This window comes from Amycolatopsis roodepoortensis (assembly GCF_024628825.1).
GTDB classification, from domain to species: domain Bacteria; phylum Actinomycetota; class Actinomycetes; order Mycobacteriales; family Pseudonocardiaceae; genus Amycolatopsis; species Amycolatopsis roodepoortensis.
The window spans coordinates 6,097,215-6,122,414 of the sequence record NZ_CP102415.1; the positions used below are offsets into that span (position 1 = coordinate 6,097,215).

Annotated in this window: 26 protein-coding genes; 11 read left to right on the forward strand and 15 right to left on the reverse strand. The window is 69.2% G+C overall.

Going from position 1 to position 25,200, the window contains the following annotated elements:
* Window positions 1-53: 53 nt before the first annotated feature.
* The gene (locus NQK81_RS29150; protein ID WP_126730425.1) at window positions 54-1,025 is read right to left on the reverse strand and encodes a R2-like ligand-binding oxidase; all 972 of its coding nucleotides are present in this window, start codon (window positions 1,023-1,025) and stop codon (window positions 54-56) included.
* A gap of 15 nt (window positions 1,026-1,040) precedes the next feature.
* Window positions 1,041-1,652 (reverse strand): TetR/AcrR family transcriptional regulator, encoded by a 612-nt coding sequence (locus tag NQK81_RS29155; RefSeq protein WP_192743792.1) that lies wholly within the window; start codon window positions 1,650-1,652, stop codon window positions 1,041-1,043.
* Between the two features lie 94 nt (window positions 1,653-1,746).
* Between NQK81_RS29155 and NQK81_RS29160 the strand changes: the two genes are divergently transcribed.
* On the forward strand, window positions 1,747-2,400 hold the full coding sequence (locus NQK81_RS29160) for an HAD family hydrolase (protein WP_257484053.1): 654 nt from the start codon (window positions 1,747-1,749) through the stop codon (window positions 2,398-2,400).
* Here NQK81_RS29160 and NQK81_RS29165 read toward each other — a convergent pair.
* Complete coding sequence (locus NQK81_RS29165) at window positions 2,336-2,581, reverse strand: hypothetical protein (protein WP_126730429.1); 246 nt, start codon at window positions 2,579-2,581, stop codon at window positions 2,336-2,338. The genes NQK81_RS29160 and NQK81_RS29165 overlap by 65 nt on opposite strands.
* Window positions 2,582-2,713: 132 nt before the next feature.
* Here NQK81_RS29165 and NQK81_RS29170 point away from each other — a divergent pair, with 132 nt between their 5' ends.
* Window positions 2,714-3,100, forward strand: a complete 387-nt coding sequence (locus tag NQK81_RS29170) for a cold-shock protein (RefSeq protein WP_016337551.1) — start codon at window positions 2,714-2,716, stop codon at window positions 3,098-3,100.
* A 123-nt stretch (window positions 3,101-3,223) separates the two neighbouring features.
* On the opposite strand, the gene NQK81_RS29175 is transcribed toward NQK81_RS29170, so the two are convergent.
* Genes NQK81_RS29175 through NQK81_RS29185 form a run of 3 tightly spaced genes read right to left on the reverse strand, consistent with a single transcriptional unit; the run spans window position 3,224 to window position 6,464 of the window.
* Window positions 3,224-3,706 carry a DUF2771 family protein gene (locus NQK81_RS29175; protein ID WP_126730430.1) on the reverse strand — a complete coding sequence of 161 codons (483 nt, stop codon included), beginning with the start codon at window positions 3,704-3,706 and terminating at the stop codon, window positions 3,224-3,226.
* 10 nt (window positions 3,707-3,716) lie between these two features.
* Entirely contained in the window at window positions 3,717-5,648 is a 1,932-nt protein-coding gene (locus NQK81_RS29180; protein ID WP_257484054.1) for an MFS transporter, read from the reverse strand.
* Window positions 5,649-5,699: 51 nt separating this feature from the next.
* Window positions 5,700-6,464, reverse strand: a complete 765-nt coding sequence (locus NQK81_RS29185) for a glutaminyl-peptide cyclotransferase (RefSeq protein WP_257484055.1) — start codon at window positions 6,462-6,464, stop codon at window positions 5,700-5,702.
* A 49-nt stretch (window positions 6,465-6,513) separates the two neighbouring features.
* On the opposite strand from NQK81_RS29185, the gene NQK81_RS29190 reads away from it, so the two are divergent.
* Window positions 6,514-7,461 carry a DUF3027 domain-containing protein gene (locus tag NQK81_RS29190; protein ID WP_257484056.1) on the forward strand — a complete coding sequence of 316 codons (948 nt, stop codon included), beginning with the start codon at window positions 6,514-6,516 and terminating at the stop codon, window positions 7,459-7,461.
* Complete coding sequence (locus tag NQK81_RS29195; protein ID WP_257484057.1) at window positions 7,451-10,258, forward strand: sacsin N-terminal ATP-binding-like domain-containing protein; 2,808 nt, start codon at window positions 7,451-7,453, stop codon at window positions 10,256-10,258. Before NQK81_RS29190 ends, NQK81_RS29195 begins: the two co-directional genes overlap by 11 nt.
* Window positions 10,259-10,283: 25 nt before the next feature.
* Here the strand turns inward: NQK81_RS29195 and NQK81_RS29200 are convergent, their stop codons facing one another.
* The gene (locus tag NQK81_RS29200; protein WP_125684146.1) at window positions 10,284-10,511 is read right to left on the reverse strand and encodes a DUF2530 domain-containing protein; all 228 of its coding nucleotides are present in this window, start codon (window positions 10,509-10,511) and stop codon (window positions 10,284-10,286) included.
* Between the two features lie 80 nt (window positions 10,512-10,591).
* On the opposite strand from NQK81_RS29200, the gene NQK81_RS29205 reads away from it, so the two are divergent.
* The 4 genes from NQK81_RS29205 (at window position 10,592) to NQK81_RS29220 (ending at window position 14,355) form a co-directional block, all read left to right on the forward strand.
* Window positions 10,592-12,049 (forward strand): NCS2 family permease, encoded by a 1,458-nt coding sequence (locus NQK81_RS29205; RefSeq protein WP_126730438.1) that lies wholly within the window; start codon window positions 10,592-10,594, stop codon window positions 12,047-12,049.
* Window positions 12,050-12,116: 67 nt separating this feature from the next.
* Window positions 12,117-12,548, forward strand: coding sequence for a MarR family winged helix-turn-helix transcriptional regulator (locus tag NQK81_RS29210; RefSeq protein ID WP_016337543.1), 432 nt, complete (start codon window positions 12,117-12,119; stop codon window positions 12,546-12,548).
* A 107-nt stretch (window positions 12,549-12,655) separates the two neighbouring features.
* Window positions 12,656-13,915 carry an MFS transporter gene (locus NQK81_RS29215; RefSeq protein ID WP_257484058.1) on the forward strand — a complete coding sequence of 420 codons (1,260 nt, stop codon included), beginning with the start codon at window positions 12,656-12,658 and terminating at the stop codon, window positions 13,913-13,915.
* Window positions 13,912-14,355 (forward strand): hypothetical protein, encoded by a 444-nt coding sequence (locus tag NQK81_RS29220; protein ID WP_257484059.1) that lies wholly within the window; start codon window positions 13,912-13,914, stop codon window positions 14,353-14,355. Before NQK81_RS29215 ends, NQK81_RS29220 begins: the two co-directional genes overlap by 4 nt.
* On the opposite strand, the gene NQK81_RS29225 is transcribed toward NQK81_RS29220, so the two are convergent.
* The 8 genes from NQK81_RS29225 to NQK81_RS29260 all read right to left on the reverse strand — a co-directional run bounded on the left by NQK81_RS29225 (window position 14,352) and on the right by NQK81_RS29260 (window position 22,965).
* On the reverse strand, window positions 14,352-15,368 hold the full coding sequence (locus tag NQK81_RS29225; protein WP_257484060.1) for a hypothetical protein: 1,017 nt from the start codon (window positions 15,366-15,368) through the stop codon (window positions 14,352-14,354). The genes NQK81_RS29220 and NQK81_RS29225 overlap by 4 nt on opposite strands.
* 184 nt (window positions 15,369-15,552) lie before the next feature.
* Entirely contained in the window at window positions 15,553-16,218 is a 666-nt protein-coding gene (locus NQK81_RS29230; protein ID WP_257484061.1) for a hypothetical protein, read from the reverse strand.
* A 218-nt stretch (window positions 16,219-16,436) separates the two neighbouring features.
* On the reverse strand, window positions 16,437-17,186 hold the full coding sequence (locus NQK81_RS29235; protein WP_126730445.1) for an arylamine N-acetyltransferase family protein: 750 nt from the start codon (window positions 17,184-17,186) through the stop codon (window positions 16,437-16,439).
* 91 nt (window positions 17,187-17,277) lie between these two features.
* The gene (locus tag NQK81_RS29240) at window positions 17,278-17,901 is read right to left on the reverse strand and encodes a superoxide dismutase (RefSeq protein WP_126730446.1); all 624 of its coding nucleotides are present in this window, start codon (window positions 17,899-17,901) and stop codon (window positions 17,278-17,280) included.
* A gap of 198 nt (window positions 17,902-18,099) precedes the next feature.
* Complete coding sequence (locus NQK81_RS29245; RefSeq protein ID WP_257484062.1) at window positions 18,100-19,959, reverse strand: serine hydrolase domain-containing protein; 1,860 nt, start codon at window positions 19,957-19,959, stop codon at window positions 18,100-18,102.
* A gap of 147 nt (window positions 19,960-20,106) precedes the next feature.
* Entirely contained in the window at window positions 20,107-20,775 is a 669-nt protein-coding gene (locus NQK81_RS29250; protein ID WP_257484063.1) for a biliverdin-producing heme oxygenase, read from the reverse strand.
* Between the two features lie 78 nt (window positions 20,776-20,853).
* Window positions 20,854-21,441 (reverse strand): TetR/AcrR family transcriptional regulator, encoded by a 588-nt coding sequence (locus NQK81_RS29255; RefSeq protein WP_192743778.1) that lies wholly within the window; start codon window positions 21,439-21,441, stop codon window positions 20,854-20,856.
* 24 nt (window positions 21,442-21,465) lie between these two features.
* Window positions 21,466-22,965, reverse strand: a complete 1,500-nt coding sequence (locus NQK81_RS29260) for a glutamate-cysteine ligase family protein (RefSeq protein WP_257484064.1) — start codon at window positions 22,963-22,965, stop codon at window positions 21,466-21,468.
* Window positions 22,966-23,181: 216 nt separating this feature from the next.
* Here NQK81_RS29260 and NQK81_RS29265 point away from each other — a divergent pair, with 216 nt between their 5' ends.
* The 3 genes from NQK81_RS29265 (at window position 23,182) to NQK81_RS29275 (ending at window position 25,191) form a co-directional block, all read left to right on the forward strand.
* A complete protein-coding gene (locus NQK81_RS29265; protein WP_257484065.1) occupies window positions 23,182-23,997 on the forward strand; it encodes a TrmH family RNA methyltransferase in 816 nt (271 codons plus the stop codon).
* A gap of 26 nt (window positions 23,998-24,023) precedes the next feature.
* Window positions 24,024-24,626 carry a DUF2537 domain-containing protein gene (locus NQK81_RS29270; protein ID WP_126730456.1) on the forward strand — a complete coding sequence of 201 codons (603 nt, stop codon included), beginning with the start codon at window positions 24,024-24,026 and terminating at the stop codon, window positions 24,624-24,626.
* A 199-nt stretch (window positions 24,627-24,825) separates the two neighbouring features.
* Entirely contained in the window at window positions 24,826-25,191 is a 366-nt protein-coding gene (locus NQK81_RS29275) for an MmcQ/YjbR family DNA-binding protein (protein ID WP_257484066.1), read from the forward strand.
* The last annotated feature ends 9 nt before the right edge of the window (window positions 25,192-25,200 follow it).

Consider the following 25,200-nt stretch of genomic DNA (forward strand, 5'->3'; position numbering starts at 1 on the left):
TGAAGGCCCCCTTCCCTCGGCTCAGCCGAGGGAAGGGGGCCTTCACGCGAGTGTCAGGCCGCGGTGTTGGCGGCGGCCGCGGCGATCGCCTTCGCGTCTTCTTCGCCGAAGGTCTCTTCGAGGTTCTCCGGCGAGTAGTCGAGGTCGATCTGCTCCACCGGCATCCCGCGCGCGGATTCGATCGCGCCGAGTCGCCGCTGCGCCCGGTCGGCCGCGTACTGGATGATCTCCTCGGGATCGTTGTCGAACGGGATCTCCTCGAACTGGTCCTGCACCCACTGGATCATCCCCAGCGCGTGGGGGAGCAGTTCGCCCATCCGCTGCTGCACCGCGTCCCACAGCGAATCGTCCGCGGCGACGTGACGACGGCAGGTGAAGGTGCCCCAGGCCATGTGACGGCGTTCGTCGTCGCCGATGCGGCGCACCAGTTCCTGCATTCCCGGCAGGATGTCGTGCTGCGTGCAGATCAGCTGCCAGGAGTAGTACCCGGTGAGCGCGAGACTGCCTTCGATGACGTGGTTGTAGGTGACGCTCGCGCGGATCTGGTTGAGCGGGCTGGGATCGTCCTCCAGTGCGCGCAAGGACTGCGGCAGCTCTTCGTAGAAAAGCTTGCGGTAGTGGGGATTTTCCGCGACGTACGGATGCAGGTCCTCGGTCAGCCCGACGGCGTCCATCCAGCGGCGGAACACCTCGGTGTGCTTGGCCTCTTCGAAACAGAACTGGGTCAGGTACATCTCGTCGCCGAAGCGGCCCGTCGCGGACATCGCCCGCATGAACGGCTGGATGTCCTCGGTGACCGCCTCTTCGCCCGCGATGAACTGCGCCACGAGATAGGTCGTCGACCGTTGCTGTTCCGGGTTGAGGGAGTCCCAGCCCTCGCGTTCACGGGAGAAGTCGATGTCGGCGGGGTTCCAGAACTTCTGGTTGCCCTTGACGAACAGCCGCAGGGGGAACGAGTCCCAGTTCAGCCCGCCCTTGCGCAGTGAGGAAAAACCGGTCCGCAGTTCGGAGAGCGTATCGGTCATGACGTACCCTTCGTGTCACTCCATTGTGGACGAATCGGTGGTCAGCGCCCGGATCGCGGGCGCCAGCACGGCGACTACCGAAGCCGCCGCCTCGCCGGCCGGATGCGTCGGCATGACGAGATGGGACAGGGAAAGCCGCACGACGGTCTCCGCCAGCAGCGTGGCGGATTCCGGGGAGAGCGACGGCTCGAACTCCCGGTACTGCCCGGCCGCGACCTCGGTCGCCGCGGTCAGGATGGGCTCGCCCTTGGTGGTCAGCAGGGGCAGGAGGTCTTCGCCCGCTTCGGTGCCCAGGGTGGTGGCGACGAGCCGGTTCTCCCGGGCGTGCTCGATCGTGTAGACGACCGCTTCGCGGATCCCGTCGCGCAGGTCCTTCGCGTCCTGCACACGCAACCGGATGCCTTCCAGGAACTCCGACGTCGTCCGGAGGACCACGGCCTGGGCGAGCGTGGCCTTGTTGCCGAACTCGTTGTAGACGGTCTGCCTGCTCACCCCGGCGCGCGCGGCGACGTCCGCCATCCGCAAGGCGGTGTAACCGTGTTCGGTGAGCAGCTCGGTGGCCGCGTCGAGCAGCGCCTCCCGCAGGGAGGCCTTGGTCCGATCGGAGAAGCTGGTGATCTCGCCCACACTCCCAGCTTGACACAGATCACGTCCATGTCAAAGAAGTTGACGGGCGCCCATCCGATGTAAATCCGTCGGTGGCGGCGGCTACCGTGGCCTGGTGGGCATCACCGTGGGGTTCGACCTCGACATGACACTGATCGATCCGCGGCCGGGCATGGTCGCGGTGATGAACGCGCTCGGCGTGGAGTCCGGCCTGCCGCTGGACGGCGAGTACTTCGCGGCCAACCTCGGCCCGCCCCTCGACGCCAGCCTGCGGGGCTTCGGAGCGCCGGAGGAGCGGATCCCGGAGCTGGTGGCGCGGTTCCGCGCGATGTACCCGGACACGGTCGTGCCCGTGACGGTCGCGCTGCCCGGCGCGGCCGAAGCACTGCACGCGGTCCGCGAGGCCGGCGGGCGCACCGTCGTCGTCACGGGCAAGTACGGGCCCAACGCGAAACTCCACCTGGACGCCCTCGGGCTCGAGGTCGACGTCCTGGTCGGGGAGTTGTGGTCGACGGAGAAGGCCGCCGCGCTCACCGAGCACGGCGCCCGTGTCTACGTCGGCGACCACCTCGGCGACATCCGCGGCGCGCTGGCGGCGGGCGCGGTCCCCGTCGGGGTCACCACCGGCCCGTGCACCAAGGAGGAGCTGCTCGCGGAGGGGGCCGACGTGGTGTTCGACTCGCTGACCGAGTTCCCCGGCTGGTTCAGCTCTTTCGGCGAGCCTCGCGGATCAGGGCGATCAGACCGAGGGCGAGCCCCAGCGGAGTGATCACGCCCGCCGCGGCGGACAGCCACACCGGCAGGTTCTCCAGCCCGGCGGCGAACAGCACGAACACCGCCGTGACGGCGAGCATGCCGAGCGCGAACAGGCCGATGCCGACGCGCATGAGGATCGGTTTGCCCGGCTTTTCGGGGACGGCCACAGCGGCCTCCTTTACTGCGGTCTCCATGGAGCAGAGGGTATCCGCCGGTATCCGCTTCTCCACAGGGCGTGTGGCGAGATACGCTTATGGGACGCGCGCCCTGGGTACGCCCCCGGGCGCGTTCGTTGTGAGCAGGACAGCAAAGGACTGGTGAGGGAAGTGCCGACCGGCAAGGTCAAGTGGTACGACGCGGAGAAGGGTTTCGGTTTCGTCACCCAGGATGGGGGCGCCGACGTCTACATCCGTAAAGCCGCGCTGCCGCAGGGCGTCGAAGGGCTCAAGGCTGGCCAGCGCCTCGAGTTCGGTGTCGCCGACGGCCGCCGCGGCCCGCAAGCGCTCTCCGTCCGGCTGCTGGACCCGCCGCCGTCGGTCGCCGAGGCGCGCCGCCGTCCCGCCGAGGAGCTGCACGGGCTCATCGAGGACATGATCAAGCTGCTCGAGCTCAAGGTGCAGCCGGATCTGCGGCGCAACCGCTACCCGGACCGCAAGAACACGAAGCAGATCGCCGAGATCATGCGCGCCGTCGCCCGGGACCTCGATCCCTGATCGGCACCCCCGCGGCCCAAGCGCGTGAAGGCCCCCTTCCCTCGGCTGAGCCGAGGGAAGGGGGCCTTCACGCGATTCAGCTCAGGGGAGATCCGCGAGTGGTAGCAAAGGTCCCTTGCTCCCTCAGGCGGCAGGCGGCTCGACCTGCAGCGACCAGATCGCCGTGGTGACCGCCTCGGCGTCCTCCGGACGTCCGGTCTGGCTGATCACCGAAGCCTGCGCGACCTCGACGACGAGGATCTGGTCGTCGGGCCGGGGCGTCGTCACGGTGTAGGCGAACCGGTCCAGCGACGTGATGATGTCCTGCTTGAGCTCCTGCGGCTCGCCCTTGCCGTTCACGTACTGCACCGTGACCTTCCACGGTGTCTCCGCGATCGCGGTCGGCACGGAGATCTGCACCGGCTTACCCGGCCGGATGCGCAGCTTGCCCGCGGCGTCGGGCCTGGTGGTGCACTGCGCGGTCTTGATGTCGCAGGACGCCAGCGGGGTGACGTTCACCGTGTTGCCGTCGGCGAAGAAGGTCACCTCTTCGGGGCCAGGGGCCGAGCAACCGGCCACCACGAAACCACCCGCCGCGAGTAGGGCTGCAATACGAAGTCGCCGCATACGGTGAAGATTACGAGCCCGGCCGCCACCGGGAGTCACCGGGCTGCGAGGGGATCGGCGATTCGCTGGTCGGCTCCGGGCGCAGCGGCCGGTCGCCGCCGAGTCCCGGGATCAGCGAAGTGCCGCGCCGCACCATGAACGTCTGCGTGAACCCGACGGCCAGCAGGATCGAAAGCACCAGGAAGCCGATCCAGTACGTCGGCGGCAGCAGCAGGCCGACGGCACCGCCGAAGCACCAGGACATCTGCAGCACGGTCTCCGACCGCCCGAACGCCGACGCGCGCGACTCTTCCGGCAGGTCTTCCTGGATGACGGCGTCGAGGCTGATCTTCGCCAGCGCGCTCGCGGTCGCGCCGACGAGCGCCACGATCGCCGCCGTCGCCAGTCCCGCCGCGACGGTGGCGATGATCGCGATGCCGAGACAGGCTCCGACACAGGCCAGGATCACCTGATCCGGTTTGCCGAAGTGCAGCCGCGAACCCAGCGCGTTGCCGAGGAAGCCGCCGGCACCCGCCGCGGCGCCGATGATGCCGAGCAGCAACAGCTGCTCGAACGGGCTCTGCCCGCTGCCCTCCGCCTGCGCCTTCACCGCGAACGCGGAGAACATCATCAGGAACCCGGTCAGCACCCGGACGGTGCCGTTGCCCCACAGCGAGAGGACGATCTGGCGCCCCATCGGCTGCCGCTGCTTCTTGACCCGCCGCTCGGGATGCGCGGACAGCGAGGCCGGCACCTCGCCCTCGGTCTTCTCGACCCAGGACGGGATGCGCATCGACTGCACCGCGGCGGCGACACAGATCAGCATGGTGAACCACAGCGCGCCCTGAGAGCCCCAGATCGCGTTGACCCCGCTCGCCAGCGCACCGAACGCACCGGCGGCGACCAGGCCGAACACGGTCAGCCGCGCGTTCGTCTTCGACAGCGTGATCTCGGGCGGCAGCACGCGTGGGGTCACGGCGGCCTTGAGCACGGTGAACGACTTCGAGAGCACCATCATGCCCAGCGCCGCCGGGTACAGGAGCCAGTCGTCGAAGTGCAGCGCCATCACGATGGCCATCAGCGCCTGGCCTGCCGAGGACACGCACATCGCGAGCCTGCGGCCGCGCTGGATCTTGTCCAGCGCCGGGCCGATCACCGGCGCGACCAGCGCGAACGGGGCGATCGTGATGAGCAGGTAGAGCGCGACCTTGCCCTTGCTCTCCCCGCTGGTGGCGGCGAAGAACAGGGTGTTGGCCAGCGCGATCGCCATGGCGGCGTCGCTGGCGTAGTTCAGCATCACCGCGTACGTCAGCGAAGTCAGGCCCGATTTGTCGGCGCCGTCCGCCTTCGTCGCGCGCTGGAAGGCGCCGACGGCCTGCCCGGTGAGCTGACGGCTGCGCATCGCCGCGACCCGGGTGACCGTGATCTTCTTCGGCATCTTCGGCAGGGAGCCCGCGCGCGGCGGGACCGCGGTCGTCGGGTGCTCGTGCGGCTGCTCCTGGGCGACCCGCGGCTCACCCGCGTAACCGCCGGTGTCGTAGTGCTCGTACTCGCCGCTGCCCGGCGGGTGTTCGTCGTAGAACCCGCCCGGACGACGCCGGACGGGTTCGGTCTGCCGCTGCGAAGGATCCGGATACGGTCGCGCGCCGCGGGGAGGTGTCCTCGGCGGTGGAGGCGGCGGCGGTGGCTGGTGGTGTCCCATCGGGATCGCGCTGGTGCGCGCCTCGTCGGCGGTCGGCCCGGCCGGATGCGGCTGGTACTGGGGCTGCGGACGGGACGCGCGCGGCGGCGGTGGCGGCACCGGCTGCTGATCGACGCGGGTCGGCGGCGGCGCGGACCAGCTGCGCGCCTGGGCGGCCCCCGGTTCCGGCGTCCACTTCCGCTTGCTCTTGCGGCCACGCTCCTTGCCCGGCCTGCCGGAAGGCGTGCCGTCGCGTCCAGAGTTCGAGCCGAAGATTCCCACGCTTCAATCCTGCCTTACGCGGGTCTCGCTTCGCGCGTTCACCACTGCTTTCTAGGCGGCGGGGACGAATTTCACGCGGAACATCCTCGGCCAGAGCTTGCCGGTGAGCAGGAACTCGTCGGTCCCCGGCACCGCCGCGATGCCGTTGAGGACGTCGGCGGACCCCCGTTCCTCGGGAGCGAGCAGCCCGGAAGCGTCGATCTCGCCGGTCACCCGCCCGGTCGCGGCGTCGATCCGCAGGATCCGGTCGGTCTGCCAGACGTTCGCGTACACGGAGGCCCCGACGCACTCCAGCTCGTTCAGCTGGTCACGGCCCACCTCGACGCTGCCCGTCGGCGCGAAGGTCACGGGGTCCCGGAAGGTCAGCTTCGACGAGCCGTCGCTCATCACCAGCTGCCCGTCGCGGTGACAGAGCCCCCAGCCCTCGCCGGTGTACGTCACGCGCCTCAGCTCGGCCAGCGTCTTGGCGTCGCGTTCGATCGCGACGCCGTCCTGCCAGGTGATCTGCCAGGCCGTCGCCCCCAGCACCGTGATGCCCTCGCCGAACAGGCCGGGCAGTTCCCGCCGGACCGACGGCGCCGCGCCCGGGGGCCCGGCCCGCATCGACGACTTCCCGACCAGGCCGGTCCCCTCGTACAGCGTCTCGCCGGAGAACTCGAGGCCCTGCGTGAAGGCGGCCGGGTCGTGGGGCAGCGTCGAGACCACCCGCACCTTCAGTTTCTCGGGCGCGGGCGGGGCGGCGTCGCTCACCGGCGCGGCGGCGCAGCCACCGAGGACGGCGGCCAGCAGGAGCGACATGGTCATCAGCGTGCGCACGCGGACAGCCTGACACGGACCGCGATATCGCGTGCGGCAGAATGGGGGCATGACCCTGCTGTTGACCCTGGACGACGGCTCCATCCAGCGCAAACTCGCCGAGGCGGTCGATCTCGCCCGTGCGGCGGTGCTGGAGGACGCCGGTGCCGAACAGGTCGGCGCGCACGTCGGCGTTGACCGGGAGGACGCGGTTTCCGCGAGCCACCTGTTCGAGGCGACCGTGTCGGGTTATCGAGGCTGGCGCTGGTCGGTCACGGTCGCGCTCGCCGGCGAGGAAGAGCCGATCACGGTCAGCGAGGTCGTGCTGATCCCCGGTCCGGAAGCACGTGTCGCCCCGGCGTGGGTCCCGTGGGACCGCCGCGTCCAGGCGGGCGACCTCGGCGTCGGCGACATCTTCCCGGTGGAGAAGGACGACCCGCGGCTCGTCCCGGCGTACCTGGAGTCCGACGACCCCGCGGTCGAAGCGGTCGCCAAGGAGACCGGTCTCGGCCGGGTCCACGTGCTGTCCCGGTACGGCAGGCTCGACGCCGCCGCCCGCTGGCACGGCGGCGAGTTCGGCCCGCGGTCGGACATGGCGCGCAGCGCGCCGGACGTCTGCGGGAGCTGCGGGTTCTTCGTGCCGCTCGCCGGGTCGCTCAGCGCGGCCTTCGGTGCGTGCACCAACGACATCTCCCCGGCGGACGGCCACGTCGTCGACGTCGAGTACGGCTGCGGCGCGCACTCCGAGATCGAGGTCGAGGTGACCTCGTCGGTGCCGGTGGCGGAGCTGGTCTACGACGACTCGCTGATCGACTTCGAGCCCGCGCCGGAGACCCCGGCCGAGCCCGAGCCCGAGCCGGCCGAGGCCACCGTCGTCGACGAGTCCGAGGCCCCCGTCGCCGAGGCGCCGGAGACCGCCGAGGTCCAGCCGGAGGTCGAGCCCGAGGCCGCCGCTGCGCAGTCTTCGGAGACCGCCGACGAAGCGCAGGTCGAGACCGAAAGCGCCAGTGAGCACTGACCCGTTCGGCACCGAGCGGCTCCGCGCCGCCGTCCTGCGGGCGTGGGCGGATTCGCCGACGAGGTTCACCGAGGACACGAACACCGAAAACGACCTGCGGGTCGGCGGCTACCGTGACCGGCTGTTCGTCGAGCTGGCGCAGAACGCCGCCGACGCGGCCCTCGCCGCCGGTGAACGCGGCACGCTCCGGGTGTCCGTTGTGGACGGTGAGCTGAGGTTCGCCAACACGGGCGCTCCCTTGGACGCGCGCGGTGTCGAATCCCTCGCATCTCTTCGCGCTTCCGGCAAGGGCGAGGAGACCGTCGGCCGGTTCGGCGTCGGGTTCGCCGCCGTGCTCACGGTTTCCGCCGAGCCGAGGATCGTTTCGGTGACCGGTGGCGTCGCCTTCTCCGCGGAACGCACGCGGGCCGAAGCCGGCCGCACCGGCGACGTTCCCGTGCTCCGGCTTCCGTGGCCGGTCGCCGACGCCGAACCTCCCGTGCCCGGAGGCTTCACCACCGAGGTCCGGCTTCCGCTGCGTGAAGGCGTCGACGGCCAGGCCCTGCTGGAGGATCTGAAGAACGACGTCGGTGATCTCCTGCTCACCCTGCCCTGGCTCGAAAGCATCGAGGTCGATGGCGGGGTCTGGCGCCGGTCCGAGCTGGGCGACGGCGTCGTCGAGCTCGCGTCGCCGGACGGTTCCGAGCACTGGCAGGTCCATCGCGGCGATGTCGTCTGGGCCGTGCCGCTGGACGGGTCCGGTTCGCCCCGGCCGCTCGGTGACGACGTCCTGCACGCGCCGACTCCCACCGACGACGAGCTTTCCCTGCCTGCCAGGCTGATCGCGACGCTGCCGATCGAGCCGTCCCGCCGCCGCGCGCTGCCGGGCCCGGAGCTGACGGCGGCGCTGAAGAACGCCGCGCGGGAGTACGTCGAACTCGTCCGTTCTTTGCCAGGCAAGGAACGCCTGGCGCTCGTGCCCGGGGCGGACTTCCCGCGTTCCACTGTGGACGGAACGCTGCGGGAGGCCATTCTCGAAAATCTCGCCGACTCGCCCTGGCTTCCGGCGCAAGCGGGTGACGACTTGCCGGGGCGTCAGGCGCGTGTCCTGTCGGTGGACGTTCCGGGGCTGGCGCCGCTGCTGGCGGACCTGGTGCCCGGGCTGACTTCACTGTCCGGTGTGGACCTTCGTGCGGTCGGTGCGCGGTCGCTTTCGCCCGCCGAGGCTATCGAGCTGCTGACCGGAGCGCAGCGTGATCCCTCGTGGTGGCGTTCGCTCTACGACGTGCTGCTCCCGGCGCTCGAAGCCCACGACCTCACCAAGGACGACCTCGGCGCGTTGCCGGTGCCGATGTCGGACGGCCGTACCTTGCCCGGCGTCCGCGACGCGTTGCTCGTCGGCGGCTCGGCGGAACTGCTCGAACTGCTGTCCGATGTGGACATCATCGGCCTGCGGCTGGTGCATCCGGCCGCCGCGCATCCGTTGCTGGAACGCTTGGGAGCCAAGCACGCCGAGGCGAGGGACCTGCTCGAAGCCGACGCGCTGAGCGCCGCCGTCGAACGCAGCGTCGAGGACGTCCGGTCCGGTTTGGACGGAATGGCCCTCGCGGGCGCGGTGCTCCGCCTGATCGCCGAGGTCGGCGACGAAGCCCCCGATTGGGCGGGTGCGCTGGCCCTGCCGAGTGAGGACGGCTGGCGGCGCGCGGACGAACTCGTCCTGCCCACGTCGCCGCTGGGCGACATCTTCGATCCCGAGGTGTTCGAAGAAGACGGCGCCTTGTCCGTGCTGGACGAGGAATTCGCCGAGGACTGGCCGGCGGCCACGCTCGTCGCGGTCGGCGTGCTCGATTCGTTCGCGATCATCACCGACGACGAACCGCTGGAACCCGAGCACGGCCTGCCCGACGAGCACGACTGGTGGGATTCGCTGGAGCGTCCGCCGTCACGGGTACTGGCCGTGCGGGATCTCGATCTCGTCGCAGACGATGCCTGGCCGGAGGCGCTGCGGTTGCTGGCGTCTCGTCCCGAAACCTGGCGTGCCCTCACCGAACCCGGCGGGCACACCGGCTGGTGGCTCGCGCGGTACGCGCTCCTGGACGGGCACGCGCCGCTCGATTGGCGGATGCCGGAGGCGTCCGCGCTGGCGGGACTCTACGACGTCGTCCCGGATTCGGGGCTGAGCAAGGAGATCCTGCTCGCCGTCGGTGTCCGGACGGAGCTGGGGGCAGACGCCGAAGACGTCGAGGATCTCTTGGAGCGGCTTGGGGATCCCGAGCGCAAGGTGAGCCCCGGGCTCGCTTCCCGGGCGCACGCGGCCCTCGCCGAGTACACAGTGGACGTTCCCGCGCCGGATCGTGTCCGTGCCGCGGACGGCTCGGCCGTCGACGCCCGCGACGCCGTCGTGCTCGACGTGCCGTGGTTCGCGGCCGTGCTGGCACCGGAGCGGATGGTCGTGTCGGCGAGCGGCGCCGCCGCGCTGGCGGAACTGCTGGACCTGCCGGTGGCGAGCGGTCTCGACGCCAAGGTCACCGAGGACGGCGAGTTCGTGCCGTGGACGGAGCTTTCCGCGCTGCGGCTGGCCGCCGACCAGCTGGGCGTCGAGCTGCCCGACGGCGGGGTGCTGCTGCACGAGGCGCTGACGGTGACCTTCGAGGACGCGGAGCACGAGGTCGCCTGGTGGTCCGACGGCAGGCTGCACGCCGCCGACACCCCCGAAGGCCTCGGCCGGGCATTCGCCTGGGCCACCGGCCGATGGGCCGACCGCCACGTCCTGACGGCCCTGCTCGAAGACCCCTCGCCTTCGGCCCTGCTCAACTGACGCATCCAGAGGACGAAATGCGGGGTTAGAAACGCTGTGCGCCCTTCGAGCCCCGCCGGGCGGCGGCGCGCTGCCAGGCGATGATCGCGAGACCGATGAAGCCGAGCACGAGGCCGGAGAACGCCGTCTGCACCCAGATGCCGTCGGTCACAAAGAACAGGACCACGGTCGCGACCGCCCAGAGCGAGGTACCTACGATCACCACCGGCGTCAGGTCGGTCAGCCGCTTCGGCAGCTCCGGCGTTGGCCGCAATGAACCGTTTACTTCCCCGGAATTGATCGATTCGCCCACGTGGGGAAGGGTACCCGGCAACGGGCGAAGGGTGGTACGCGATGGCGGAGCAGCGCACCCGGTCCACACTGGACCGGTTCTTCAAGATCAGCGAGCGCGGCTCGACACCGGGGCGGGAGATCCGCGGCGGGGTCGTCACCTTCTTCACGATGGCCTACATCGTGGTCCTGAACCCGCTGATCCTCGGCAGCTTCTCCGCCGACGACGCGGGCGCGCACAAGGACGTCCTCGGCAACATCCTCCCCGTGCCGCAGGTCGCCGCGGTGACCGCGCTGGTCGCCGGGGTGCTGACGATCATCATGGGGCTGGTCGCGAACTACCCGTTCGCCATCGCCACCGGTCTCGGCATCAACAGCCTGATCGCGGTCACCTTCGCCTCCCAGATGACCTGGCCGGAGGCGATGGGCCTGGTGGTGATCGAAGGCCTGGTCATCGTCCTGCTGGTGTTCGCCGGTATCCGGACGGCGGTGTTCAACGCCGTGCCGCCGCCGCTGAAATCCGCGATCGCGGTCGGCATCGGCCTGTTCATCTGCCTGATCGGCCTGGTCGACGCCGGCTTCGTCCGCCGCGTCCCCGACGACGCTAAGACCACCGTGCCGGTCGGGCTCGGCATCAACGGCTCGATCGCGTCGTGGCCGACGCTGGTGTTCGTCGTCGGCCTGCTGATCACCGGAATCCTGGTGGCGAAGCGGGTCAAGGGCGCGATCCTGATCGGTGTCCTCGCCTCGACCGTGCTGGCGATCGTCATCGAGGCGATCACCAAGGTCGGCCCGTCGAAAGGCGTGAACCCGCAGGGCTGGAACCTCGGCTACCCGGCGCTGCCCGATCAGGTACTCGGCGTGCCGGATCTCTCGCTGGTCGGTGACATCTCCTTCGGCGCGTGGACGCGGCTGCCGATCATCACCGTCGTGCTGCTGGTGTTCACCCTGGTGCTGGCGGACTTCTTCGACACCATGGGCTCGATGACCGGCCTGGCGAAGGAAGGCGGCCTGCTCCCGCCGGACGGCAAACTCCCGAACGTCGGCAAGGCGCTGTTCGTCGACGGCACCGCCGCGGTGGCGGGCGGGTTCGCGTCTTCGAGTTCGAACACCGTCTTCGTCGAGTCCGCGTCCGGTATCGCCGAGGGCGCCAGGACCGGGCTCGCGAACGTCGTCACCGGCGTGCTGTTCATCGCGGCCATGTTCCTGACCCCGCTCTATCAGGTCGTCCCGGTCGAGGCCGCCGCTCCGGCGCTGGTCGTCGTCGGCGCGCTGATGATGAGCCAGGTCAAGGAGATCGACTTCGCCGACTTCACCGTCGCGCTGCCCGCGTTCCTGACCATCGTGGTCATGCCGTTCACCTACTCGATCGCCAACGGCATCGGCGCCGGCTTCGTCAGCTACGTCGTCATCCGCGCGGTCACCGGCAAGGCCAAGGGCGTGCACCCGCTCATGTGGGCCATCGCGGCGATGTTCGTGGCCTACTTCGCGGTCGGCCCCATCCAGGCCGCGTTCAGCTGACCAGCGGTTATGTCAGCCGTGGGCGATCTCACGGGCCGATGATCCGATCGTGAGGTATGCTAACTATATGTCCGGAGACACGCACGAGCGCTCACTGGCGAGCCGCCTGCGTCTCGCGGTGGTGCGGCTGAATCGGCGGCTGCGGGCCCAGCGGGCCGGTGACGGCATCTCGCTGACCCAGGTGTCCGCGTTGTCGACGTTGCACAAATGCGGTGCGCTGACCCCTGGGCAGCTCGCCGCGAAGGAAGGCGTCCAGCCGCCCTCGATGACGAGGGTGATCGCCGCGCTCGAGGAGATGGGTTACGTCGAGCGCAGGCCGCATCCGACGGACGGCCGCCAGGCCATCGTCGAACTGTCCGACCGCGGCCGGGCCTACGTGATCGAGCAGATCACCGCGCGGGAGATCTGGCTGGACAAGCAATTGGCGGAGTTGAGCGCCGAAGAACGCGAAGTGCTCTCTCGCGCCTCCGAGATCATCGACAGGATGGCGGGGAACTAACAGCGGTGACGACCACGGGTAGCGAAACACAGTGTCCTTCCAAGACTGCCGCTACCCGGGAACCTTCTCCACCGCCATCTCCCGTTCGCGAGAAACCGCGCGGGAGCATGTTCTCCTCGCTGAAGGTCCGTAACTACCGGCTCTTCTTCACCGGCCAGGTCATCTCGAACATCGGCACCTGGATGCAGCGCATCGCGCAGGACTGGCTGGTGTTCACCCTCAGCGGCAACGACCCGATCGCGCTCGGCATCGCGGTCGCCTTGCAGTTCCTGCCGACGCTGTTCCTCTCGCTGTGGGCCGGCGTGCTGGCCGACCGCGTCGACAAGCGACGGCTGCTGATCGGCATCCAGATCGCCGTGCTAGCGCAGGCGGTCGTCCTCGGCGCGCTCGATCTGAGCGGGATCGCGGCGCTCTGGCACGTCTATCTGCTCTGCTTCACCCTCGGCGTGACGGCGTCGCTGGAAGTGCCCGCGCGGCAGTCGTTCGTCGCCGAGATGGTCGGCAGGGACAAGGTCACCAACGCCGTCGCGCTCAACTCCTCGATCTTCAACATGGCCCGGATCGTCGGCCCGGCGATCGCGGGTTTCGCGATCACCTGGGTCGGCACCGGCTGGCTGTTCATGGCGAACGCGGTGAGCACGGGCGCCGTCATCGCCGCGCTGGTGATGATGAACCCGGACAAGCTCTTCCGCGGCCCGGCCATCCCGCGCGAGAAGGGGCAGCTCGTAGAAGGGCTGCGCTACGTGCGGCGGCGCAGCGACCTGATGACCGTGATGGTGCTGGTGTTCTTCGTGAGCACGTTCGGCATCACGTACTTCACGTCGCTCCCCATCGTCGCCGCGAACGTCTTCCACACCGACGCCGACGGCTACGGCCTGCTGTCGACGCTGGTCGCCGTCGGTACCTTCACCGGCGCGCTGATGTCGGCCCGCCGCAACACCCGCGGTGGTCCCCGCGTGCGGCTGCTGCTGATCTCGGCGTTCCTGCTCGGCGCGTTCGAGGTGGTCACCGCGTTCATGCCGACGTACCTGAGCTTCGGCCTGGCACTGATCCCGCTCGGCTTCGCGACGATCACCTTCCTGAACACGGCGAACGCGCTGGTGCAGACCGCGGTCAGCCCGGAGATGCGCGGCCGTGTGATGGGCCTGTACGTGCTGGTGCTGATCGGCGGCAACCCCATCGGCGGCCCGATGACCGGCTGGATGGCCGACGCCTTCGGCGGCCGCTCGCCGTTCTACATCGGTGGCGCGGTCTCGGCGCTCGCCGCGATAGCCTGTGCCGTCGTGCTGATCCGGCGTGGCGGGGTGAGCCTGCCGGTGCGGCGGTTCGGGAACGGGCTGCGGGTGCTGAAGCGGGAGCGGGTGTGAACAGACTCGGCGTCGAACCTTCGGTGACCCGGTGGACCGACGGCGAGGCCCGGTTCCTCGATTGGACGATCGACGGTGTCGCGCTGCGCACGCTGGTTTCTGAGATGCCGGAGCAGCAGACACCGCTGTTCCTGGACGACGATGTGTGGCGCGAGGCCGCTGTCGAGACGCTTCGCCGTCTGCTGGGCGAACTGCCGGGTGATTTCGACGACGGCCGGGTCGCGCTGCTGGTGTGCCCGGCGTGCGGTGATCTCGGCTGTGGCGCCTACAGCGTCGAGGTCGTGTTCGGCGACGACGTGGTCGAATGGCGGGCCCTCGGCTGGCAAACCGACTACGAGCCGTTCGACGGTCTGGACGAGGACGGGTTCACCGGGGCAAGGTTCGACCGGAAGGCGTACGAGACGCTGCTCGGCGACCTCCTGTCGAAATACCGGGCCTAGCCGCCGAGCAGCGGCGGCACCATCTTCTCGGCGAGTGCCACGAGATCGCCGGGGCCCTTGAACTTGAGCGTCTGCCCGGCCGGATCGCCGGTGAGCTGCACGAAGACGCCTCGTCCGTCGACTTGGGCGGGCCGCCCGGCGATCGTCGTGGTCGGGGCGACGGCGGTGGACAGCTCGCTGTAGTCCGCGGTCACGCCGTTCAGCTCGCAGGCGGCGAAGAAGTTCGGCTTCGCGTTGTCCGGCGGCACACCGAGCGCGCGGCCGAGTTCTCCGCACAGCAGCCACGAGATCACCGGGAGCGGCTTGTCCTTGATCGGGCCGGGTTCGGTCTTCTCCAGGGGGATCTCGCCGTCCTTGCCGGTTTTCGGCAACTTCGGCCCCGGCGGCATCGCGCCGGCGATCAGTGCTTCGGCGAGCGCCCTCGCCTTCTTCTCGGTTTCGGGGCTCTCGACGATCCTGCCGCGGAGCGAAACGTGCAGGACCGGCGAGGCGCCGATGTGCGGCGCGACCTCGACGAGTTCGACGCCCAGGGTGGTGCCGTCCTTGTCCGTGGCGATGACCGCGAGCTTGCCGGCGACCGTGGTCTTCGTGGGCAGGCCGCGGCTCGTGTCTTCCGGCAGCGCCGGGACCATCTGCGTGCTGACGTCGAGCTCCGCGGTGACCGCGTGACAGGACTGACCGGCCTCGCGAAGCGTGCGACCGCCGAGGATCTCCTCCCAGCGCTGCTCCGGGATCGCCTGGCACAGCACCTGCGCGGCGGTTTCGTCCGTCAGCGCGGCCACCATCTCGCCCGTCGGCATCATGACCGGACGGAGCTCCTGCCCGGACTTGGACGGCCAGACTTCGGGGAGCTTCGCCTCGGTACCGGTGTCGTCCCGGTTCAGCAGGGTGATCGCGACGAAGATGCCCACCCCGAACAGCAGCAGGGCACTGACGAGCGCGCAGCCCGCCCAGATCCACATCGGACGGTCGGTCCTGCGCGCGATGGCTCGGTAATCGTTCGGGGTGGCCACGGGGTGAAGCTAGCCCGTCGGGCGCCGCCTGTCCGGCGAAACGCCAACCCGATGGGCGGATCCGCGGAGGTGGGCCTTCGGGGAGGGTTGCGGTAGACTTCGATCAGCGCTGGTTAGTAAACCGGCGAAGTGGACCCGGCAGCCTTCCGGACGGTGGGTGGGCCGGGTTTCGCGTATCCGGACCTCATACGGTTCTGATCTCTTCCGCCATTTCCCTCACCCGGGTCTTCCAGTGGCCGCCACGCTGCCAGCACCAGGCGAGGGCGTCCGGTACGGCCAGCAGTGGTTCCTCGAAGGCACGTAGATGCCGGTACTCGAGAGTGTCGTGGCATCCGTGCCGCCGGACGGAGCGATACAGCGTCTTCCTATCCAGTTCCACTATCGATTCGTCGCTCTCCAGGACCAGCATTCGGGTCCCGGCGCTCGCGAGGTCCTCGACGAGCGCGTCGAGGCAGGCTTCGCGCTGACGACGTCGATGATGCGCTGAAGCGTCGTAGATCGTCACCGTCGGCCCGAGTCCGGCGATGGTGTCCAGGATCCGTTTCCGGCGGCCGTCGTTCTCGTGGGTGAAGTGCAGACGCCGTTGTCCGGGAAGCACCAGGCCGCGTATAGCGCGCCTGGCGGACGTGAGGTCGCCTGAAAGCAGCGCGGCGGCTGTCACCAAGTAACCGCGCTCTTTGCTTTCGTCGACGAACACGTGGCTGGTCATCCCGTGCATTGTTCCGGTGAGGGCCGACAAGACGATCATCGGCTGAGAGTGATGCCCTTGCGCGCGGGCAAAGCTCCCCTCTCGCGGGGACGACGAAGCAACGCCGGAGGGAACCGATCCGGTGCCGCTCAGAAGACTCATGGGGACAAGTGTGCCGTCACCCGGACGGGTGAGATCGGCATCTCTCGGCCGAACCCCTTGTCGGGGCAGATGAGGTTAGGCTAACCTCATACATGTCCGCTTCGTGGTGGGAGCGGCAGTCAGTTCGGGAACGGACGAAGCCCCGCGACCGGGTCACCCCCGGAGGCGGGGCTTCGTTCATTCCGGAGGGTTCATGGTCGATGACCGCGCCGATCAGGTCAAGGCACCCGGTCGAGTGCGATCCCGAACTCCTTCCGATAGACGTCCAGGATCTCCTGATCACCCGAAAGCCTGGTCTCCTCGCGGACGCCGTGGGTGGTGACGATCAGCTTGTCACCCGCCAGCGTGACCCGGCCGTGCTTGGCAGGCAGCGAGCAGGTCGGTCCCCGCGTGAAATGCGAGTCCGGCGACGTCGACTGCCAGAAAGCGGTCGGGACGAACTCGTCCAGCGCCCGCGGCCGCCGCTCGATCCGGTACTGGGGAGCGCCGTCGAGCAGGACGTCGATGTCGCCGTGGGGCGCGTCGAGGACCAGGAACTCCCCTTCCGGGTCGGCCTGCGCCTCGGTGGCGGCCAGCCGCAGCGGGAACCGGCTGAACCGCCCGAAGCCGACGTCGGCCAGCCACGGTTCGTCCAGTTCGACGTGGACGACGGCGTGGTCGAACGGCGGTCCGAGGGTGCCGTCCGGCCGGAACACCTTCGCCGACCTCAACCCGGCGTCGAACCCCAGCTCCCGCAGCAAGGCGGCGAAGAGCCCGTTCAGCTCGTAACAGAAGCCGCCACGGCGCCGGAGCACGATCTTGCCGAACAACGCCTCGGTCTCCAGGACGATCGGTTCGCCGAGGTGGATGCTCAGGTTCTCGAACGGCACCACCGCGAGGTGGCGTTCCTGCAGCGTCCGCAGCGCGGCGACGTCCGCGGTGGCGGGAGGGTCGAGCCCGAGTCGGTCGAGGTATGCGGCGACGTCCATGCGTCCACCTTGACACCTCGACTTCGCTGGAGGTCAAGAAACGAAAACGGGGCCCTCCGTGAAGGAGAGCCCCGCTTCGTGACGAGAAGTGTCAGCCGAGCAGCAGGCCGTTGCCACCGGCGACGGCGTTGTCGAACCGCTTGGAGATCTCGGCCCAGTTGAAGATGTTCCAGAGCGCCTTGACGTAGTCCGGCTTCACGTTCTTGTAGTCCAGGTAGAACGCGTGTTCCCACACGTCGACCAGCAGGATCGGCGTGGTCGGCAGGACCAGGTTGTTGTGGTGGTCACGCAGCTGCTGGGTGATCAGCGTCTTGCCGATCGGGTCCCAGGAGAGCGCGGCCCAGCCGTTGCCCTGGATGGTGGTGGCGACCGCGGTGAACTGCGCCTTGAACTTGTCGAAGGAGCCGAACGCCTCGTCGATCGCGGAGGCCAGCTCGCCGGTCGGCTTGTCGCCGCCTTCCGGGGAGAGGATCTTCCACCACACGACGTGGTTGGCGTGCCCGGCGAGGTGGAACGCCAGCGTGGTCTGCAGGCCCACGATGTCGCCGAAGTTGCCGGCCTCACGGGCCTCGGCGATCTTGTCGAGCGTGTCGTTCGCGCCCTTGACGTAGGTCGCGTGGTGCTTGCTGTGGTGCAGCTCGTTGATCTCGCCGGAGATGTGCGGCGCCAGGGCGCCGTAGTCGTAGTCGAGTTCCGGGAGCACGTAGCGGGCCATCGGCCCTCCTTCTGTCTTCGACACAAGTTTCCAAGGACGAACTTAGTCGTCTTCACCCGTTTGCGGCGACCGGGGGCGCCGCGTTTCTCCCCAGGTGGAACGACCCGTTCGTAGCGGCTGTACCCGGTGGGGCCACCGCCTGAAACCCACCCTGCTAGCTCCAGTTAGCTGGAGGTCAAGGCGATGTGACGGCGGTCATCAAGCCAGGTAGGGCAGCCCGACCAGGTGATAGGTGGCGAGCACTCCGAGGAAGGCCACCAGTGCCACGGAAACCACCGTGTAGGTGATCCTGGCGGGGGTGGTCCACCAGCGGCGGAGCCACGCGAGCGCCGTGCAGACGACGGCCGCGCCGGTCAGGAGCAGGACGACGTTCGGCAGGAGCAGGGTGACGCTCAGCAAGGGGGAGTGCCCGGAGGTGAGCGCGACGGCGGCGGCGCTGAGATCACTCATGAGGAGGGCGAAACCGCCCGTGAACAGCAGGACCGCGAGGGCGGCGGACCAGGCGGCGACCGTCGCGAACCGGGCGCCCTTCGGATTCCGCTCGCGGCCACGCCGGACGAACGCGCGGATCGGCCACCACAGCAGCGCGCCCAGCAGGAACAGCAGTGCGATACCGAGGATCAGCAGGTGCGTGGACGGCGATCTGAGCCATGATGTGCGTTCGTAGGAGGAGTTCGGGTCGTCGCCCGCGAACAGCAGCATCTCCCCGCCGGATTCGCGGAACGCGAGCCGCTCACCGGCCGCGTCGGTGAACAGCCCGGGGGCCGTCTGCGTCCATCGCCTGGTTCCTTCGCCGAGGCCGGACGTCGTCAGCACGCCGTCGCCGTCGGCGGTCACCGTGACGCCGCCCGCGAGCGCACGCACCTTCGTGAAGCTGTCGTAGTCCAGCCGGGTGTTGGTGTAGCTGCCTTCGAACCGGGAGACATCACCCGCGAGGGCCACGGGCGCGGGAACGGGAGCGGCGGGCTGGAGCCGCTCGACGAAGGCCTTGAGCACCTCGGCGGTCACCGCGGCGGCGTCACCGGAGAACGCGCCGCCGTTGAACGCCAGGTACACGCCGGTGTTCTTCTCGGGGATCAGCTCCAGCACGCTGAAGAACCCCGGTGAGTCGCCGGTCTTCTCCACCATGCGCAGGCCGTTCAGATACCGCTCGGAGAAGCCGAACCCCATCGCGGGCAGCCGCGGGTCGTTGCGGAACCGCGCGCCGTGCAGCTGGTCGAGCAAGGAGCGGCTGAACACGCCGGGCACGAGGTTCGCGGACAGATAGCGGCCCATGTCGGCCGGAGTGGCGACGTTCCCGTCACCGGCGGGCGGTTCGGGGCCGAAGTTGGCGGGCGGGACGACCTGTGCGGCACCGTCCCAGCGGTACCCGCTCGCCAGCGGGACGTCCGGGGCAGGCTGTGCGACGCTGCTGTCCTTCATGCCCGCCGGTTCGAAGATGTGCTGCCGCACGTAGTCCGAATAGGACTGTCCGGACGCGAGTTCCACGAGATGCCCGGCCAGCGCGAAGCCGTAGTTCGAGTAGATCGCGATCTCGCCGGGCGGGCGGACGAGGGTGGGCATCTCGTTCGCGAGGTGCTCGGCGAGCGAGGGGAGTTTCTCGTCCCGCGGCGTGAACATCCGGTACACGCGGTCCTCGAAACCGGCGGTGTGGGTCAGCAGGGAGAACAGGGTGACCGGACGGCCGGGGAAGGTTTCGGGGATCTTGAACGATTTCAGGTACGTGTTGACGTCGGCGTCCAGCGCGAGCTTGCCCTGTTCGACCAGCTGCATCGCGGCCGTCGCGGCGATCGACTTGCCGACGGAGTTGATCAGGAATCCGGTGTGCTCGGGGTCCACCTTGGCCTGAGTGTCCACTGAGGACACTCCGTAACCCTTCGAGAAAACGGTCTTGCCGCCTTCGACGACCACCACGGCGGCACCGGGGATGTGATGCTCGGCAAGACTTCGCGGGAGGATTTCGTCGAAGACACCGGCGGGCGTCGCGGCTTGGGCGGCGGGGGCACTCAGGACCGTCGCGAAGGTCAGCAGGGCGGCGGTGGCCGCGATCCGGAACATACCCCGAAAGTTAGGGATTTCCCCGGGGAGAAGGGATCCGGCGGGCCGCCGAGCGCGGGGTGGGGCCTGCCCTACCTGGTGACCGGCCCGCGTCAAGCTGCTCGTGAGTGGTAAGGACGGTTCTAACCGTCCTTACCACTCACGAGGTCAGGCGGCCCGGTACGCGTCCAGCTCGCTCGCCAGCTCGTCGAACACCGCGATGTTGCATTCGAAGGCCACGATGGCCTCGTCGATCAGCCGCGCGCGCTCGTCCTCGGTCCACGGCGCCGAGTTCAGCTGCTCGCGGTAGTTGTCCCGGAACTTGGGCGCGCTGCCCAGCTGGTCGAAGTGGTAGAACAGCGAACCCGCCTCGGTGAGCTCGTACTTGCGCTCCAGCAGCCGCCGGATGACCTGGCCGCCGGCGATGTCGCCGAGGTAGCGCGTGTAGTGGTGGGCGACGAACCCGCCGGACCAGTCCGACGCCTCGGCCACGCGCCGCGCGTACCGCTCTGTCGAGGGCAGCGGCCGGATGGTCTCGCGCCAGTCCGGGCCGACGAGGTGTTCGAGGTCGCGTTCGAGGCTCGGCAGCCGCCGCAGCTCCTCGAAGACGAACTTGCCCGCCACCGGGTCCTTCGCCAGCTTGTCGGCGGCCTGTTCGATGGCCTGGTAGATGAAGTAGTACTGGATCGCCAGCCGGGTGTACCCGTCGCGCGTGAGCTCGCCGCCGAGCAGCGCGTTCATGTACTCGGAGTGGTTGGCCCGTTCGTGGGCGGGGAGGGTGGAGGCGCGCAGGGCCGCGGAGAACGGCCCGGATTCGACGTCGGTGGTCACCGGCATGGACAGAGCCTCCAAGCATCGATCTGACATGCTGTCAGAAAGAGCGTAAGGCACAACCACGGGTTAGGCTACCCTTATTTACGGGTTTTCCGTCATCCCGACCGCTCTGAGCACGAAGCGGACGGCTCCCTCGATCGCGTCGTCCAGCCGTTCGGGTGGCACGTCGACGACCTGACGGCTGCCCAGCGCGGCGGTGATCATCGGGATCAGCACGTCGGGGTCCTCGTCCGGCACTCCCTCGGCGAGGATCTCGCGCAGCTGGCCGGTGATGGGGTCGGCGTGTGCGCTGATCCGCCGGTACGCGGCGGGTGCCAGCGCCGACGCGAGCGCCGTCCCCGGCGGCAGGTGGTACTCGGCCAGCACCCGCAGCTGGAGCCGGACGAAGGTCGCGAGCTTCTCGACCGGGGTGTCCGCGGTCGCGACGGCCGCCTTCAGTCGTTCGACGTACCGCGTCGCCTCGTCCTCGACGAAGGCGACCAGCAGGCTTTCCTTGTCGGGGAAGTGGTTGTACATCGCCGTGCGGCCGAGGCCCGCTTCGGCGGCGACACCCGCGAGCGTGATCGCGTCGAATCCGCGCTCGTACAGCTGCCCGCGCAGGACGTCGAACACCCTGCTGCGGACCTCGCGCCGGTGCTCCTCCAGCGACCGGCCGATGATCTTGGGCACGAGCCACCTCCCTGGAGGAAGACTCTAAGCCTCCAGGGACCAGGTGTGCACCGGCGTCTCGGTGGCCGACAGCTCCAGGTACCGGCCCAGCATCCGGTTCAGCGCGGTCTCCCGCTCCGCGCCGCGCTCCTCCGCGCGCAGGACGTACTCCCGCTGCCAGGCCGCGCCGGTCCGCCGGGTGAGACACCGCTGCTCGATGATGCCCAGATAGCGCTCTCTCGCCTCGTCCGAGACGTCCGACCGGCGTAGTCCTTCGTGTGCCAGGGGCAGCAGGACCCGCAGCACCAGCTCGTCCGGCGGGATCCAGCCGATACCCGGCCAGTACAGCTGCGCGTCGAAACCCCGGCGCGCCCCCGCGTACATGTTCTCCTCGGCCGCCTGGAACGACATCTGTGTCCACACTGGACGGTCGGCCTCGGCGAGCGCCCGCTGCGCGCCGTAGAAGAAGGCGGCGTTCGCGACCATGTCGACGACGGTCGGGCCCGCGGGCAGCACACGGTTCTCCACCCGCAGATGCGGCAGGCCGTCGACGACGTCGTAGACCGGCCGGTTCCAGCGCCAGACGGTGCCGTTGTGCATCCGCAACTCGGTGAGTTTCGGGGCCTGCCCGGAATCGAGCGCCTCGATCGGGTCCTCCCGGTCGGTCTCGGGAAGCAGGCCGGGGAAGTACCGGACGTTCTCCTCGAACAGGTCGAAGATCGAGGTGATCCACCGCTCGCCGAACCACACCCTCGGCCGCACGCCCTGGTTCTTCAGTTCCTCGGGCCGGGTGTCGGTGGCCTGCAGGAACAGCGGGATCCGGGTCTCGTGCCACAGTGCCTTGCCGAGCAGGAAAGGCGAATTCGCGCCGACCGCGATCTGGACCCCGGCCAGCGCCTGAGCGGCGTTCCAGTGCGCCGCGAATTCCTCCGGCGCGACCTGCAGATGCAGCTGGACGGAGGTGCAGGCGGCTTCGGGCAGGATGGATTCGGAGTAGCTGCGCAGCCGCTCGGGCTGGCGGCCGGGGAGCGGCGCGCCCTCCATGGAGAGCACGGTGCGCTCCCCGCGCGCGGCGAAGATCCGGTCGTTGAGCAGTGAATACCGGGCGTTGTTGGTCAGCCATTTCTGGTCGAAGTGCTCGTGCCGCAAGGTCGGGAGGATGCCGATCATCGCCAGGGAGGCACCGGATTCCTCGGCCTTGCGCGAAGCGGCGCCCAGATACGCGTGGAGGTCGTCCTCCAGTTGCAGCGCGGACTCGCCTGCCAGCGGCCGCGGCGGCACGTTGAGCTCCAGGTTGTGCTGGCCGAGCTCGGTGGTGAACGACGGATCGTTCAGCGCTTCGAGCACCGTCGTGTTCGTCATCGACGGGCGCAGTTCCGCGTCGACGAGGTTGAGTTCGACCTCGAGGCCGATGTTCTTGCGCGGGAAGGAAAAACTTCCGTCGGTGAGCATCCGGGCCAAGGTGTCGAGGCAGCGCTGTACCTTCCGGCGATAGCGGCCGCGATCCTGCGGCTCGGAGGGGTCCGCCGAAAGATTCTTACCCATGTTCGTCGAGCTCCTCATTGGCCACGCTCCGCGGGATCCAGGCGGGACTGCCAGGCGGCCCAACGGTTTCACGCCTCGCAGCCGCCCGGCTAGCGGCCAAACTGGTGCTCTCTGTCACTAGGGGTTAACTGACAGCAAAATACCTCCATTCGTACTACTTACCCGTGGACGATCGGACGCAAACGGCGCGCAGCGGGCGGATGACACACTCTCCTGGTGGCAGAACTGATCACCATCGACGACCGTGACGACCCGCGGCTCGACGATTTCCGCGACTTGTCCACAGCCGATCGGCGTCCCGATAGGCCGGGTGGGCGTGGCTTTGTGATCGCCGAGGGCACCGTCGTGGTCGAGCGCCTGCTCAAGTCCCGCTATCCGGTCCGTTCCCTGCTCGGGGTGGAACGGCGATTCCACGAACTGGGCGGCGACCTGGACCGTGTCGACGTCCCCGGATACGTGACTTCGGCCGAAACGATGGCCGAGGTGGTCGGATTCCACCTGAATCGCGGCATCCTGGCCGTCGCGGACCGGCCGTCTCCGCCGCCGGCGGTGGAAGAGGTCATCGACGGCGCGCGGGTGCTCGCGGTACTCGAAGGCGTCGGTGACCACGAGAATCTCGGTTCGCTGTTCCGCAACGCGGCCGCGCTCGGCGTCGACGGGGTCCTGCTCGGCGCCGGCTGCTCGGACCCGCTGTACCGGCGCAGCGTCCGCGTCTCGATGGGGCACGTCCTGCGCGTGCCGTTCGCGACCTTCGGATCCTGGCCAGGCGGCCTCGAACTGCTGCGGGAACGCGGTTTCCGCATCGCTGCCCTCACTCCTCGTGCGGATTCCGTTTCGCTGCGCCAGTTGCGGGACCAGACACCGGAGAAGGTCGCGCTGATGCTGGGCGCCGAAGGGCCGGGCCTGACCGAGGAGGCCATCGCCGCCGCCGACGTCGCGGTGCGGATCCCGATGCCGGAAGGCGTCGATTCGCTGAATGTCGCCACGGCGGGCGCGATCGCGTTCTACGAGACGCGTCCACCGCTATCGTGAGCACCCGGGCGATCACAAGGAGAACCATGGAATTGCGGATCCGTGAGGGACGCGCGGTGCTGGCCGGTCCTGGCGGCGAAAGCGCGCGCGAGGTGGACCCGCATTCACTCGCGATCGGTTCGGATCTCGCGCAGGCGTTGCACGAATGGGCCCGGGTCGCCTCCGCCGTCGGCGGCTCCGGCACCGAGGCGGCTTCCGTGGTTTCGCAGCGAGGCCGCCAGCTCGCCCAGCGGGTCGCCGCCACGATGGGCACGTCGGTGCGGTTCGTCGATCCGGTCTCCGGCGACCGCGTCATCATCGACCCGCCCGCACCCACACCCCGCAACGAACTCGCGCGGCGGCTCTTCGGCACGCCGGACCCCGCTGGGGAACCGACCCCGTGGCTGACCGGGCTGACCGTCTCCGCGTTCGCCGCGGCCTTGGTCGTCGTGGCGATGCTGGCACTGGCGAACACCCTCGCGCGGGAGACCAACGGCTGGCTCGCGCTGCTCGCGTCGGCCGTCGTGACCGCCGGGATCACGCCGTCGCTGTGGCTCGCGCGTCGGGTGCCGATCGTGCGCTGGGCCGCCTTCGGCGCGGCCGCGGGGATCGTGATCGCGTGGATCGGCGTGCTGGTCGTCGTCTTCTAGAGATCGAAAACGGTGTTCGAGGTAGCCGCGGCTTTGGGCGATACCGCGGAGAGCGCCGGGATCGATCCGCCATTCCATCGGTGAGACATGCGCGTACGGCGTTCCGGTGAAACCTGGAAACGCAAACGGACAGCGCGTGCGTACCAATCCTGCATGAATCCCCCTCGGCGGCGAGGATGCCGGGACGATACTGAGCCCCATGACCGGTGACCCGCTGGATTCACTCAGAAGGCTGTGTCTCGCGCTGCCGGAAGTCTCCGAGCGGCTCAGTCACGGCGAGCCGACATGGTTCGTGCGCGGGAAGAAGACGTTCGTCATGTACGCCGACCGTCATCACGACGACAAGGTCGCCTTCTGGTGCCCGGCGCCGCCCGGGGCGCAGGAGGAACTCGTGGGCGCCGAGCCGGAACGGTTCTTCCGGCCGCCGTACGTCGGGCATCGGGGGTGGCTCGGGGTGCGGCTGGACACCGACGTCGACTGGGCCGAGATCGGACAGATCGTCACCGACGCGTATTGCCTCGTGGCGCCGAAATCCCTGATCGCGCAGGTCCCCGGACGCACGTAATGGCCCCTC